12 protein-coding genes are annotated in these 13,645 nt (G+C 61.1%); 5 read left to right on the forward strand and 7 right to left on the reverse strand.

All coding sequences use genetic code 11. The annotated features are described in order from the left end of the window. Positions 1-6: 6 nt before the first annotated feature. The 3 genes from tauB (at position 7) to tauD (ending at position 2,619) form a co-directional block, all read left to right on the forward strand. Positions 7-801, forward strand: a complete 795-nt coding sequence (tauB, locus tag J3P93_RS26305; RefSeq protein ID WP_434593483.1) for a taurine ABC transporter ATP-binding subunit — start codon at positions 7-9, stop codon at positions 799-801. Then, entirely contained in the window at positions 798-1,631 is an 834-nt protein-coding gene (tauC, locus tag J3P93_RS26310; protein ID WP_434593486.1) for a taurine ABC transporter permease TauC, read from the forward strand. The genes tauB and tauC overlap by 4 nt, the downstream gene beginning before the upstream one ends. 145 nt (positions 1,632-1,776) lie before the next feature. After that, positions 1,777-2,619 (forward strand): taurine dioxygenase, encoded by an 843-nt coding sequence (tauD, locus tag J3P93_RS26315; protein WP_434593489.1) that lies wholly within the window; start codon positions 1,777-1,779, stop codon positions 2,617-2,619. Positions 2,620-2,748: 129 nt separating this feature from the next. Here the strand turns inward: tauD and mgrA are convergent, their stop codons facing one another. From mgrA to J3P93_RS26330, 3 genes are all read right to left on the reverse strand, one after another. Continuing rightward, a complete protein-coding gene (gene mgrA, locus J3P93_RS26320) occupies positions 2,749-3,786 on the reverse strand; it encodes an L-glyceraldehyde 3-phosphate reductase (protein WP_434593492.1) in 1,038 nt (345 codons plus the stop codon). Positions 3,787-3,961: 175 nt separating this feature from the next. After that, positions 3,962-5,281 (reverse strand): LLM class flavin-dependent oxidoreductase, encoded by a 1,320-nt coding sequence (locus tag J3P93_RS26325; protein WP_434593495.1) that lies wholly within the window; start codon positions 5,279-5,281, stop codon positions 3,962-3,964. 1 nt (position 5,282) lies between these two features. After that, complete coding sequence (locus J3P93_RS26330) at positions 5,283-7,508, reverse strand: TonB-dependent receptor (protein ID WP_434598504.1); 2,226 nt, start codon at positions 7,506-7,508, stop codon at positions 5,283-5,285. Positions 7,509-7,714: 206 nt separating this feature from the next. Here J3P93_RS26330 and J3P93_RS26335 point away from each other — a divergent pair, with 206 nt between their 5' ends. Then, a complete protein-coding gene (locus tag J3P93_RS26335) occupies positions 7,715-8,752 on the forward strand; it encodes a LacI family DNA-binding transcriptional regulator (protein ID WP_434593498.1) in 1,038 nt (345 codons plus the stop codon). A gap of 15 nt (positions 8,753-8,767) precedes the next feature. On the opposite strand, the gene J3P93_RS26340 is transcribed toward J3P93_RS26335, so the two are convergent. Together J3P93_RS26340 and J3P93_RS26345 are read right to left on the reverse strand one after the other, a co-directional pair. Continuing rightward, positions 8,768-9,232, reverse strand: coding sequence for a type II toxin-antitoxin system HicB family antitoxin (locus J3P93_RS26340; RefSeq protein WP_423815330.1), 465 nt, complete (start codon positions 9,230-9,232; stop codon positions 8,768-8,770). Continuing rightward, the gene (locus tag J3P93_RS26345) at positions 9,229-9,411 is read right to left on the reverse strand and encodes a type II toxin-antitoxin system HicA family toxin (protein WP_434593501.1); all 183 of its coding nucleotides are present in this window, start codon (positions 9,409-9,411) and stop codon (positions 9,229-9,231) included. Before J3P93_RS26345 ends, J3P93_RS26340 begins: the two co-directional genes overlap by 4 nt. A gap of 382 nt (positions 9,412-9,793) precedes the next feature. Between J3P93_RS26345 and J3P93_RS26350 the strand changes: the two genes are divergently transcribed. Further along, complete coding sequence (locus J3P93_RS26350) at positions 9,794-10,054, forward strand: hypothetical protein (protein ID WP_434593504.1); 261 nt, start codon at positions 9,794-9,796, stop codon at positions 10,052-10,054. 24 nt (positions 10,055-10,078) lie between these two features. Here J3P93_RS26350 and betT read toward each other — a convergent pair whose 3' ends face one another. Together betT and epsC are read right to left on the reverse strand one after the other, a co-directional pair. After that, a complete protein-coding gene (gene betT, locus J3P93_RS26355; protein WP_394505920.1) occupies positions 10,079-12,040 on the reverse strand; it encodes a choline transporter BetT in 1,962 nt (653 codons plus the stop codon). A gap of 491 nt (positions 12,041-12,531) precedes the next feature. Next, complete coding sequence (gene epsC, locus J3P93_RS26360) at positions 12,532-13,458, reverse strand: serine O-acetyltransferase EpsC (protein ID WP_434593507.1); 927 nt, start codon at positions 13,456-13,458, stop codon at positions 12,532-12,534. Positions 13,459-13,645: the final 187 nt, after the last annotated feature.

Raw genomic sequence — 13,645 nt, forward strand, 5'->3', positions numbered from 1 at the left:
ACAGCGATGGCCTCGCTACAGCTGGAGCGCATCAGCGCACAGTACCCGGGCAGCCCTGAGCCGGTGCTGGCGGATATTTCTCTGACCCTGGGGCCGCAGCAGTTGCTGGTCGCCCTCGGCCCGTCCGGCAGTGGCAAGACTTCGCTGTTGAACCTGATCGCCGGCTTCGTCGAACCAAGTGCCGGGCGCATCACTCTCGACGGCGTGCCGGTCAAAGGCCCGAGCGCCGAGCGGGGCGTGGTGTTCCAGGACGATGCCTTGCTGCCTTGGCAGGACGTGCTGGCCAACGTTGCATTCGGTCTGGAACTGGCCGGTGTCGCCAGGGACAGACGCGAAAAAATCGCCCGCGAGATGCTCGCGCTGGTTGATCTATCGGGGTTTGAGAGCCGCCGTATCTGGCAACTGTCCGGCGGCCAGAAACAACGTGTCGGCCTCGCCCGCGCGCTTGCCGCGGACCCGCGCGTGTTGCTGATGGACGAGCCTTTCGGCGCCCTCGACGCGTTCACTCGCGAGCAGATGCAAGAGCTGTTGCTGCAAGTCTGGCAGCGCGCGGCCAAACCGGTTTTCCTGATTACCCATGACATTGAGGAAGCAGTGTTCCTCGCCACCGACCTGATTCTGCTGGCGCCGAATCCCGGGCAAGTCGTTGAGCGCCTGCACCTGGATTTTGGTCAGCGTTATGCCGCTGGCGAGTCGGCCCGCGCGATCAAATCCGATCCGCGCTTTATCGAAACCCGCGAGCACGTGTTGAGCAAAGTGTTCTCGCAACGCAGCGCCGGGCAACGGCAGGAGCGCGTATGAGCAGCTACGACGTCACCGCTGCGGCGGTGAAAACATCCTCGGTGGTCACCCCGGTGCGCCGCAGCCTGAGTACACGCTGGATCAGCCTGCTGACGTTGATCGCGTTGCTGGCGATCTGGTGGGCGGTGACGGCCACTGGATTGATCGAACCGCTGTTCCTGCCACCACTGTCCGCGGTGCTGCAAAAAGGCTGGTTGCTGGCGACCACTGGCTACATGGATTCGACCCTGTGGCAGCACCTGGGCGCGAGCCTCAGCCGCATCGGTCTGGGCCTCGGCTTTGCGATTCTGACCGCCGTGCCGGTGGGCATCGCCATCGGCGCCAACCGCATCGCCCGTGGCGTGCTCGATCCGCTGATAGAGTTCTACCGGCCGATTCCGCCGCTGGCTTATCTGCCGCTGATCGTGATCTGGTGTGGTATCGGCGAGTTGTCGAAAGTGCTGCTGATCTATCTGGCGATTTTCGCGCCGATTGCCATCGCTACTGCGACCGGCGTACGCACGGTTGACCCGGCGAAATTGCGCGCGGCGCAGTCGCTGGGTGCGACCCGTGCACAACTGATTCGCCATGTGATTTTGCCCAGCGCCCTGCCGGACATTCTGACCGGTGTGCGCATCGGTCTGGGGGTTGGCTGGTCGACATTGGTCGCCGCTGAATTGATCGCGGCGACCAGTGGCCTGGGCTTCATGGTGCAGTCGGCCGCGCAGTTTCTGGTCACCGATGTGGTGGTGCTGGGGATTCTGGTCATCGCCCTGATCGCCTTCGCCATGGAAATGGGCCTGCGCGCCCTGCAGCGCAAGCTGGTGCCGTGGCATGGCCAGGCGCACTGACCCACGTAATGTAAACAATCATTGTGGGAGCGAGCCTGCTCGCGAAAGCGTCGGATCAGTCACAGCACTATTGCCTGACACTGCGCATTCGCGAGCAGGCTCGCTCCCACAAGAAGCTCGATACCCGAATTTGAAGAGTACGACCATGAGCAACCTCACCATCACGCCCTTAAGCTCGGCCCTCGGCGCGCAGATCGGTGGCGTCGACATCAGCCAGCCACTGAGCCTGGAACATCGCGATGCCATCGAGCAGGCGTTGCTCAAGTATCAAGTGCTGTTCTTCCGCAACCAGCCGATCGAACCGCGGCAACAGGCACGCTTCGCCGCGTATTTCGGCGACCTGCACATTCATCCGATCTACCCGAACGTGCCCGGGCAGCCCGAAGTTCTGATCCTCGATACCGCTGTCACCGACGTGCGCGACAACGCCATCTGGCACACCGACGTGACCTTCCTGCCGACCCCGGCGATGGGCGCGGTGCTCAGCGCCAAGTTGCTGCCGGAGTTCGGTGGCGACACCTTGTGGGCCAGCGGCATTGCAGCGTATGAGGCGTTGTCGACGCCCATGAAAGGCTTGCTCGAAGGGCTGACCGCGACTCACGATTTCACCCGTTCGTTTCCGCTGGAACGCTACGGCAACACGCCCGAGGCGCTGGCGCAGTGGGAAGAAGCGCGGCGCAAGAATCCACCGCTGTCGCATCCGGTGATTCGTACGCATCCGGTCAGCGGCCGGCGCTCGCTGTTCGTCAACGAGGGCTTCACCTCGAAGATCAATGAATTGGCGGACACCGAAAGCGAAGCGATTCTGAAGTTTCTGTTCGCCCACGCAACGCGGCCGGAATTCACCATTCGCTGGCGCTGGCAGAAGGACGACATTGCGTTCTGGGACAACCGCGTGACCCAGCATTACGCGGTAGACGATTACCGCCCGGCGCGGCGGGTGATGCAGCGGGCGACGGTGCTGGGGGATGTGCCTTTCTTTCGCTGAGCCTGATCGTTCCCACGCTCTGCGTGGGAATGCATCAACGGACGCTCTGCGTTCGGCTTTAGATGGGACGCAGAGCGTCCCGAGCGGCATTCCCACGCAGAGCGTGGGAACGATCAGTCTTCGGAAGGCTTACTCCGCCGTCGAAGGCTTCTCCCACAGATTGATCCCGCCCTCCTGGGCAAACCGGTCAATCTCCGCCAGTTCCTCAGCGCTGAAATTCAGATTCTTCAATGCGCCGACGTTCTCGATGATCTGCTCCGGCCGGCTTGCGCCGATCAGTGCCGAAGTCACCCGCGGATCGCGCAGCGTCCACGCCAGCGCCAGTTGCGCCAGGCTCTGCCCGCGACGCTGGGCAATCTCGTTCAACGCCCGTACGTGAGCAATATTTTCCTCGGACAGGTGCGAAGCCTGCAACGAGCCACCCCCCGGACGGTTGACCCGCGCATCCGCCGGTACGCCGTTGAGGTATTTGTCGGTGAGCAGACCTTGCGCCAGCGGGGTGAAGGCAATCACGCCGGTGCCGAGTTCGTCGGTGGTGTCGAGCAGATCTTTTTCCACCCACCGATTGAGCAGGTTGTACGCCGGCTGGTGGATCAGCAGCGGCACTTTCCACTCTTTCAGCAGCTCGGCCATTTCGCGGGTTTTCACCCCGGAGTAGGACGAGATGCCGATGTACAAAGCCTTGCCCTGTTGCACCGCCGTGGCGAGAGCGCTGGCGGTTTCTTCCAGTGGGGTGTCCGGGTCGAAGCGGTGCGAATAGAAGATATCGACATAGTCCAGACCCAAGCGTTGCAGGCTCTGGTCGAGGCTGGCCAGCACGTATTTGCGCGAACCGCCGCCCTGCCCGTAAGGGCCGGGCCACATGTCCCAACCGGCCTTGCTGGAAATGATCAACTCGTCGCGGTACTGCTTGAAGTCTTCACGCAGCAGACGCCCGAAATTGATCTCGGCGCTGCCGTATGGCGGACCGTAGTTGTTGGCGAGGTCGAAGTGGTTGATGCCCAGGTCGAAGGCGGTGCGCAGCAGGGCGCGCTGGGTGTCGATCGGCGTGCTGTCGCCGAAGTTGTGCCACAGGCCCAGCGACAAGGCCGGCAGCACCAGACCGCTGCGCCCGACGCGGCGGTAAGGGATGGAGTCGTAGCGGTTTTCGGCAGCGGTGTAGGTCATCGAGTTTTCTCTTGTCTGTCTTGTCTGTCTTGTCTGAATTCTGCAAGGTCGTGCCGACCTTATCGCCAGCAGGCTGGCTCCCACAGGGACCGCATTGCTGCTGGAAAACCAACCCCTTCAATCAGGCTGCCATCCAGTGTGGGAGCCAGCCTGCTGGCGATTGACCGCGAAGCGGTCACGCAAATCTGTTTTTCGGTCGCGCCAGACCGAGATTCTGGCGCAACGTCCGGCCTTCATACTCCGTTCTGAACAGTCCACGCCGCTGCAGTTCCGGAACCACGCCGTTGGCGAAGTCTTCCAGCCCGCCCGGCAGGTGCGGCACCAGCAGGTTGAAACCGTCCGCCGCGCCTTGTTCGAACCACTCCTGCAACTGATCAGCAATCTGCCCGGGCGTTCCGACCAGGCTGTAATGCCCACGCCCACCGGCAATTTTACGACCCAGTTCAGCTAGGCTCAGTTGCTCGCGCCCCGCCAGCTCGGTCAGTAATGTCTGCCGGCTCTGCTGACCGCTTTGCGTCAGTGGTAACTCCGGTAATGGCCCGTCCAGCGGATACTTCGACAAATCGAAGTTGCCCAGCATACGCCCAAGCAAGGCCACGCCCACCTCGGGTTCGACCAATTGCTGAAACGTTTCACACTTTTCCTGCGCTTCGGCTTCGGTACGGCCGACCACAACGAAGACACCGGGCATGATTTTCAGCGAATCGGCATTGCGACCGTACCGAGGCAGGCGCCCCTTGAGGTCGGCGTAAAACGCCTGAGCACTGGCCAAGGATGACTGCGCGGTGAATACCACCTCCGCCGTCTGCGCGGCCAACTCACGCCCGGTTTCGGACGAACCGGCCTGGATGATCACCGGTTGCCCCTGCGGTGACCGGGCGACATTCAGCGGTCCTTTGACCCGAAAGTGTTCGCCGACATGATCCAGCACGTGCAGTTTTTCCGGGCGGTAATACGCACCACTGGCCTTGTCGCGCACAAACGCGTCGTCCTCCCAGCTGTCCCACAGGCCGGTGACCACTTGATGAAATTCGCGCGCGCGGCTGTAGCGTTCAGCGTGGCCGATATGTTCGTTACGGCCAAAATTCAGCGCTTCGGCGGCGTTGTCCGAGGTGACCAGATTCCACCCCGCTCGCCCGCCGGACAAGTGATCCAGCGAAGCGAATTTGCGCGCGACGTGGTACGGCTCGTTGTAACTGGTGGTCGCCGTGGCGATCAGGCCGATGTGCTCGGTCACCGCACTGAGGGCCGAGAGCAAGGTCAGCGGTTCGAAGTGATCGGAGCGCGCCATGCGACTGGCGATGTCGTGGGCCGGTGCGGCGACGCTGTCGGCGACGAACAGCGCATCGAATTTCGCCGCTTCGGCAATCTGCGCCAGCCGCTTGTAATGAGCGAAATCCAGCCCGGCATTCGCCGGCACATCCGCATGCCGCCAGGCGGCCACATGGTGCCCGGTGGCCATGAGAAACGCGCCGAGTTTGATCTGTCTGCTCATCTCAGAAATCCTTGCGCAATTGCACGCCAAAATAGCGCTCGTCGTCCCGTGGCACCGCGCGGTAGATGTAGCTGCCGCCACTGGCGAGCAACGGCGAGTAGGACTTGTCGGCGAGGTTCTTACCGAGCACCGCAACACGCCAGCCGTTGCTGTAATCGGCCAGTGCGACACTGGCGTTCCACAGCCCATAGGCGCCCTGTTTGGTATCGGGGTTCTGGCTGATGTCGTACTGCACTTCGCTTTGCCAGCTGTAGTCGGTGCCCAATTCGAGGTCCAGCCCGTTATCCAGCGCGATGGTGTAATCGGCGCGCACGTAACTTTTCCAGTCCGGGCTGAAGGGCAGCGGTTTGCCGTTGACGTTGCACGACGCCGCCGCGCCGGCCGGGCAGGCGAATTCGTCGATGCGTGCGCGGGTGTAGGCCAGCGCACCGGAAAACTTCAGTTGCTGGGTGGCCTGCACAGCGTAATCGAGTTCGACGCCTTCGGTGCTGACGCTGCCGGCGTTGATCAGGCGCGTCACCACCTGCCCGGCAACGGTGTCGAAGAAGTTCGCTTGATAGTTGTCGTAGTCGCTGTGGAAAATCGCCAGATTGGTCGTCAGGCGATTGTTCCAGCCGGTCGCCTTGATGCCCGCCTCCCAGGTGTTGGAGGTTTCCGGTTTCAGCGCTTCGGTGTCGCGCGGCTGCATGTTGAAGAACACGTTGTAGGCCGGGCCTTTGTAGCCACGCGAATAAGTCAGGTAAGTGGTGACCGTATCGCTCAGGTCGTACTGCACACCGAGACGCCCGGACCAGCCGTCTTCATCGACAGAACCTGAACTGCGGGTCGCCGGCTGGATACCGCTGACCGTGGTCGGCGAAGTGGAAACGCGACGATGATCATATTCCAGATCATCGTGGGTATAGCGCAGGCCGGCGATACCGCGAAAGTCGGAAGTGAAGTTCAGCGTGCTCTCGCCGAACAGCGCATAACTGTCGCTGGTGGTGCTGTAATCCGCAACGCCACGGTCAGTGCGCGTGGTGGTCGTCAGCGTGCGCTGATAGCTCTCGTCGTCCTTGCCGTGCATATAGAACAGGCCGCCAACGTATTCGAGAAATTCACCCTTCGGCGAGGCCAGACGCAGCTCTTGGGAATACTGGTCGAACGCCAGGTCGCCCTTGTCCGCTGTGCCAGGGAACGCCGCGGTCACGCTGCCGAGACGATCGCCGTCCTGATATTGGGTGTTGTCCCAGCCGCGCCATGCCGTGATCGAAGTGAGGGTGTAATCGCCCAATTGCCAGTCGAGCTGGGCGGACAGGCCTTTGTTGATGTCCTCGATGTGAGAGCGGGTGTCGGTGTTGATGTCGCGGTTGTGGCTGGTGGCATTCGCCGGGCTCAGCGCATTGCTGAAGGCCGGCGTCAGGGATTGGCTGACCACGCCATTGGGCGCATCGTCGTGGGACTGCATGTAGTCGGCGATCAACGTGAAAGTGACGTCGTCATTCGGGGTGAATTCAAGCTTGCCGCGCACGCCGCGATGGTTGTAGCCGTTGACCTCCTGGCCGTTGTGCTGGTTATCGACGTTGCCGTCGTAGGTGCCGAACAGCGTGCTGATCGAGCCTTTCAGGGTGTCCGGGATCAGGCTGCCGCCAATGCCGAAACGCGTGCGGCTTTCGTTGCCGCTGTAGTACGACTGCTCAGCGTAGCCATGCGTCTGGTTAGTCGGCGCCTTGCTGGTGATGTTGAGTACGCCGGCCGAAGCATTCTTGCCAAACAGCGTGCCCTGCGGGCCGCGCAACACCTCGACGCGCTCGAGATCGAGCAGATCAAGCGTGGCCTGCCCCGGACGCGCATACACCACGCCATCAATCACCGTTGCCACGGTTGGCTCGACACCCGGCGAGGTGGAAATCGTGCCGACGCCGCGCACGAATAAGGAGGTGTCCTTGTTCGAGGCGCCAGTGCGGAAATTCAGCGAGGGCACCTGCTGAACGATGCTCGCCACGCCGTTGCGGTTATCGCGCTCAAGCTGCTCGCCGTCGATCACCGAAACTGCGACCGGGACTTTTTGCAGCGACTCCTCGCGGCGGGTCGCGGTAACGGTCACCGACTTCAGCGTCGGCTCTTGATCGCTGCTGTCAGCCGCCAGTGCGTTGGGCAACGGCAGCGCCGCCAACCCTGTCAGTAACCAGCCAGTGGCGCGAATCGACTGCGCCAGTTTGTGTCTCGCCCCAGGAATGTTGTGCATGTTCTGCCCGCTCGAAATTGGCCCTGATCCGCTGTCGTTCTGCGACGACAGCGCCTGATTCGGTGTCTTGGGCATTCGCTCGAGCGAGTAGCAGACAATGCGCTTTGTTAGCGCTAACATCGGCAATATTGGCAACTCAGCCATAGAGCGTCCAATACTGAAAAATTAGTTTTATATGCGATTTGGTTTTTTATTAGGAGCGACGCGTGAGCGCAGACAAGCCCCGCAAACGCCGTGGCGCCGGCCGTGTGACCCTTGATGCCGTGGCGCGCGCAGCCGGGGTTTCGGCGATCACCGTATCGCGCTATTTCAACCAGCCCGAGCAGGTTTCGCCCGAGCGCCGCGAGCGCATTGCGGCAGTGGTGGCCGTGTTGGGTTACGTACCGAATCTGGTCGCCGGCGGTCTGGCTTCAGCGCGCGGGAAAATAGTCGGCATGGTCATCCCGAACATCTCCGGGCCAATCTTCGCCAATACCCTGCAAGGCTTCAGCGACACCCTTAGCCGCCACGGTTATCAGCTGTTGCTGGCGTCGAGTTACTTCGATGTCGAACAGGAAGAAAACGCCGTGCGCGCGTTTCTTGGCTGGTCGCCGGCCGCGCTGGTGCTGACCAGTCACTTTCACAGCGCAGGCACGGAAAAGATGATCGCCGAAGCGGATATTCCAGTGATTGAAACCTGGGATTATCAGCCGAATCGCGAGCCGATGCAGATTGGCTTTTCGCACTTCGAGGTGGGGGTGACGGCGGCAACGCATCTGCTCGAAAACGGCTACCGGCGCATCGCCTTCGTGCAGAACAGCGCGCCGGGGGATTTCAGCGCACTGGAACGCCGCGACGGCTATGCCGCGACCCTGCGCAAATCGGGCCTGGAACCGTGGGTCTTCGCGCCCGACGCCGACCACGCACCGTTCGATGCCGGCAAACAGGCGATGGAGGCGCTGATGAACGCGTCCTCGCGCCCCGATGCAATCTTCTTCGCCAACGACAACCTCGCCGCCGGCGGCCTGCTCGCGGGGCAACGCGCAGGCCTGAAAATCCCCGAAGACTGCGCCGTTCTGGGCTTTGGGGATTACCCGTTCGCCGAGATGCTTTTGCCAAGCCTCAGTACGATCAAACCACCGGCATTGGCGATCGGCGTACTGGCCGCAACACGCGTGCTGGAAAGCCTTGGCGTGTTGCCGTGCGACGAGGTGCAACGTTTGAACCTGCTGCAATGTCAGGTTATAGAGCGGGAAAGCACCTGATCTCCAGGATCTCGCTCAGCTCGACAATTCGCGCAAGGCAGCCGCAGCCAGGAACCCTGAACGCGAGTTGTAGCGCTGATCGCGCCTGACTGTTTGATCGATACGCTCCAACAGTTGCTCAGGCAGTGTGGCGTTGAACCGCACTGACTTGCCGAAATACGGCGTGATATCAAAATCGACCACGCCCCAGATCCCTCCAGCGTAATCCGGGTTATCAAGATGCGCATCAATGTCTTGCACCTGCGGCAATGGCGCTCCGTCGGCAACCAGACCTTCATAGTGAAGCGCCAACGCTTCCCGAGTACTTTCAAAAGCCTCAGCAACCGTAGCGCCTGCGGAAAAGCAGCCGGGGACATCCGGGATAATCACTCCGTAGTCGGAGTCGGCATCCTTGTGCAGAACGACCGGGAATTTCATGTGGGTGAGTCCTTCCTCTGACAGGCCAATCAAAGGGCCTTCGTTTTCAATGGTGAGCCTCATTTCAAGCCCGCCTGTTTCAAAATGCTGTTAATCGTTCCCTTGGGTAGATCTGAGTCAGGGTGCTTGATCGTTACCCTCCCCAGCTTGAACGGATGCTTGTATTGATGATGGCTGCCTTTCACTGCCACCAGATACCAACCATCATTTTCGATCATCCTGATCATTTCCCGACTGCGCATGTCCTTCGCCCTGTTCGACAGCTAGAACTTCTTACGATAGGTGGCCCAGACCGCTTTTATACACACCATACACATGCAGATAAATATTAGCTCACGAAGCAGGCGTGCGGTTATGGGTTAGATCATCGGTAGGTGCGGGCCAGCAAGCAAAACACCTCAACCGCCAGGCATTCCTAAACGAGTCGCAAAATGTGTCGACAGAGCAACCTTGTGGCGGGATTGGCTATGCTCTAAGTGACACTGCAGTAGCGCCTTCGCGAGCAGGCTCGCTCCCACAGGGTTTTGCGTCGTTCACAAATTTTGTGTCCAACCCGAAACCTGTGGGAGCGGGCTTGCCCGCGATGGCGACCGATCAGGCACCGCACATCCCGCAGGCACCACAATGCACACCGCCATCATCATCTTCTTCGGTCTGGTCCTGCTCGCTCTGATGCTCTACATCGGTGAGCGCATCGGCTTCAGTCGGCAGACCATGGCCTACGGCTTCGCCGCGCTGTGGCTGGCGTTGACGTTGATCAATGGCACGGTGGGGGTGGTGCATGCCGGCCAGTCCGTCGGTTCGGAAATAGCGATTGGCAGCGCGGTGTTCGGCGTGCCGATGGCGGCGATGGTGTTGTTCATGGTGCTGAGCGCCGAGTCCTGAACAGACCCGACGCTCAGCCGCCGATCAACGCACCAGGTGCAGGAATTGCATGTGCCGTTCGTACTGGTCGAGGATGTCGTTGATGATCTGCTCTTTGGTGTAGCCGACCAGATCGTAATCCTGACTGCCCTCGCTCAAATGCACTTCGGCGCGGTAGTAGCGGCGGTTGTTGAGCTGCTTGGAGCCCATGCCTCCGCGCGCAAACGACGGCGTGAAGTAGCCACGCATCTGCACTTGATAGATGAACGGATGCTGCTCGCCATGACCGATTTCCAGGCTGACGCTGTCATGCGCCGGGTCTGGTTGGGTGACCACGTTCAAGCCCTTCTCAACGAACACCGCGGTGACTTCTTCAATCGCCGGACGCACCGTGCTGTCCATGAAGCGATACACCTCGTCGCGCGACGGGAAGTGCACTGCCTGGCTCAGGCGCTGGCGCCAGCCACCGGTGCCACGCCGCGAACCGGAAACCGGGGCCAGCGAATGCAACTGCGCAATCTGCTTCTGCGACTCCAGATAGAACGCCTTGTGCAAACCCCACATCATCAGCAGCAGAATCAGCGAGAACGGCAACGACGTGAGTACCACCGCTGACTTCAATGCATCGATACTGCCGGAGAACAACAGCGCACTGGTGATCAGCGCAGTCATCGCGCCCCAGAACACCCGCAGCCATTTCGGCCCGTCCTCGTCAGGGTTACCGCCCTTGGCCGACAGCGTCGAAAGCACGACAGTGCCGGAGTCCGCCGAGGTGACGAAGAACACGAAGCTGATGAACACCGTCACGGCGATCACGGTTTTGCTCCACGGATAGGTTTCCAGCAACAGATAAATGCTCATTGACGGGTTGTCGATGGCCGACATGCCCAGCGCGCTCATGCCGTGGTTGAGCACTTGATCGAGCGCGCTGTTACCGAAAATCGACATCCACGCCAGGGTAAAACCGAGCGGAATCAACAGCACGCCGAAGACGAATTCGCGGATGGTGCGGCCACGGGAAATCCGTGCGATGAACAGGCCCACGAATGGCGACCAGGCAATCCACCAAGCCCAATAAAACACCGTCCAGCCGCCGAGCCAGTCGCTCGGTTTGTCGTAGGCATACAGGTCGAAGCTCTTCATCGGCAGGGCGCCGAGGTAGTCGCCGAGGTTCTGGATCAGCGTGTTGAGCAAGTGCTGGGTCGGCCCGGCGAACAACACGAACAGCAGCAGCGCACAGGCCAGCAGCATGTTGATGTCGGACATCACCCGCACGCCTTTATCCACACCGGAAACAGCGACGATGATCGCTGCGCCCATCATCAGCGTGATCAGGCCGACTTGAATCCACTGGGTGTGAGCGATGCCGAAGAGATAGTCGAGACCGGAGTTGAGGTGGAGCACGCCAAAGCCCATGTCGGCGCCGAGACCGAACACCGTGGCGATGATGCCGAAGCCATCCACGGCGTAACCGATCGGGCCGTTGATGCGCTTGCCGATCAGCGGATACAACGCCGAACGCAACGCCAGCGGCAGGTTATGGCGGTAGGCGAAATAGGCCAGCGCCATGCCGACGAAGGCGAACACGCCCCAGCCATGCAGGCCCCAGTGCAGAAACAGAATCTGCATCGCCTGACGCGCCGCATCTGCGGTACCCGCCTCGCCTTGCGGCGGCTGAATCATGTGCGTCAGCGGCTCGGACACGCAAAAGAAAAACAGCGTGATGCTGATCCCGGCGGCGAACAGCATGCCGGCCCAGGACAGATAACTGAATTCGGGCTCGTCGTGGTCGGCGCCGAGTTTTATCTTGCCGTAGCCGGATAAGGCGGTGACCACCACGAAGATCAGATACACCGTCATCGCGAGCATGTAATACCAGCCGACCGTGTTGGCCGCCCAGTTCTGCGCTTGCAGCAGCCAGGCGCCGGCCTGCTCGGGCATGGCGATAACGACGAGACCAAACAGCAGAATGACCGTCGCGGCGAAGTAGAACACCGGCGGATTCATCCGTACCAGACCGCTGGCGGGGGTAGACGAGGCACTCATGAAACGTGCACCTCGAGGGGTTGAAACATGGCTGAAATGATCGGACTCAGCAAAGGCAAGCCTCCTGTTGTGAGCGGGCAGCGAACCACCGGTTTAACTTGAATGAACGTTCAAGTTAAACATGGATGGGGTGGTAAGGACTAATCGCAGGGCTGGGCGGTAGTTTTCCTACAGCGGCCCGAGGATGGGTATGACGCGAGTTTCAGGGGATTCGTTCAAGAATCAAAAGCCCCTCACCCTAGCCCTCCCGAAACGTCGGACCGCCCAGGGGGAGAGGGGACTGATTGGGGGGTATTTGAGACTTACGGCGACCTGAAATGACTTTGGCGAATCCATAATCGACTCGGTCTCTCAAGTCGATGGATAACCCAAAACACCTCCGTCGGCTCCCTCTCCCTACGGGCGGTCCGACGTTTCGGTAGGGCTGGGGGGAGGGTCAGCCTTTAATCGCTCTACTTCTGCGTCCCGTCATCATGCTGCAAATTCGCCTGCGTCAGATTCGCCCCCGCCGGCACGCTGCGCGTCAGCCACACATTGCCGCCGATGGTCGAGCCCTGGCCGATGGTGATCCGCCCAAGAATCGTCGCCCCGGCGTAAATCACCACATCGTCCTCAACGATCGGATGGCGCGGATGGCCTTTCTGCAACTGGCCGTCCTCGTCCGCCGGAAAGCGCTTGGCCCCCAGCGTCACGGCCTGATAAATCCGCACCCGCTCGCCAATGATCGCCGTCTCGCCGATCACCACGCCCGTGCCGTGATCGATAAAGAAACTGCGGCCGATCTGCGCGCCCGGATGGATATCGATACCGGTCGCCGAGTGGGCGATTTCCGCGCTGATCCGCGCCAGCAGCGGCAGACCCGCGCGGTACAGATGATGCGCGAGGCGATGGTGAATCACCGCCAGGATTCCCGGATAACACAGCAGCACTTCATCGACACTGCGCGCGGCCGGATCACCGTGATAGGCCGCCAGCACATCGGTGTCGAGCAAAGTGCGCAAGCCAGGCAAAGCCAAGGCAAAATCCTGAACGATCTGAATCGCGCGGGCTTCGACCTCGCTGTCGTCCTGCGCGCTGTGGCGCGCTACGTAACGCAGTTCCAGGCGGGTCTGCGTGAGCAAGGCATTCAGCGCGACGTCGAGGGTGTGGCCGACGTAAAAATCTTCACTTTCTTCACGCAGGTCAACCGGCCCCAAACGCATCGGGAACAGCGCCCCGCACAATGCTTCAAGAATCTGCGCCATCGCTGCGCGCGAAGGCAACTCGCGACCACCCTGCTCGCCGGAAGCCCGGCCATTCTGTGCCCGCCACTGATCGCGCGCGCTGCGCAACTGGCCGACGATGGTGTGCAACTGCCAATGACTGGAACGCTCGCTCACGGTAGAGACTCCTCACGGGCGGCCGGACTGTCTGGCCGCGTCAACGGCGCCCACTTTACGGCATGACCGCAAGCGTAAATTAAGAACCGATAGTGCTGACCTAAGTCCAACGGGCTATAAGCGATTGCCGGTTGCCCCTGCAAAAGCGCGTGCCTATAGTCCTTTCATCTTCCTCCGCCAGTACGGA

The sequence above is a fragment of the Pseudomonas sp. R3-57 genome, from assembly GCF_051132065.1.
In the GTDB taxonomy this organism is placed as follows: Bacteria; Pseudomonadota; Gammaproteobacteria; order Pseudomonadales; family Pseudomonadaceae; genus Aquipseudomonas.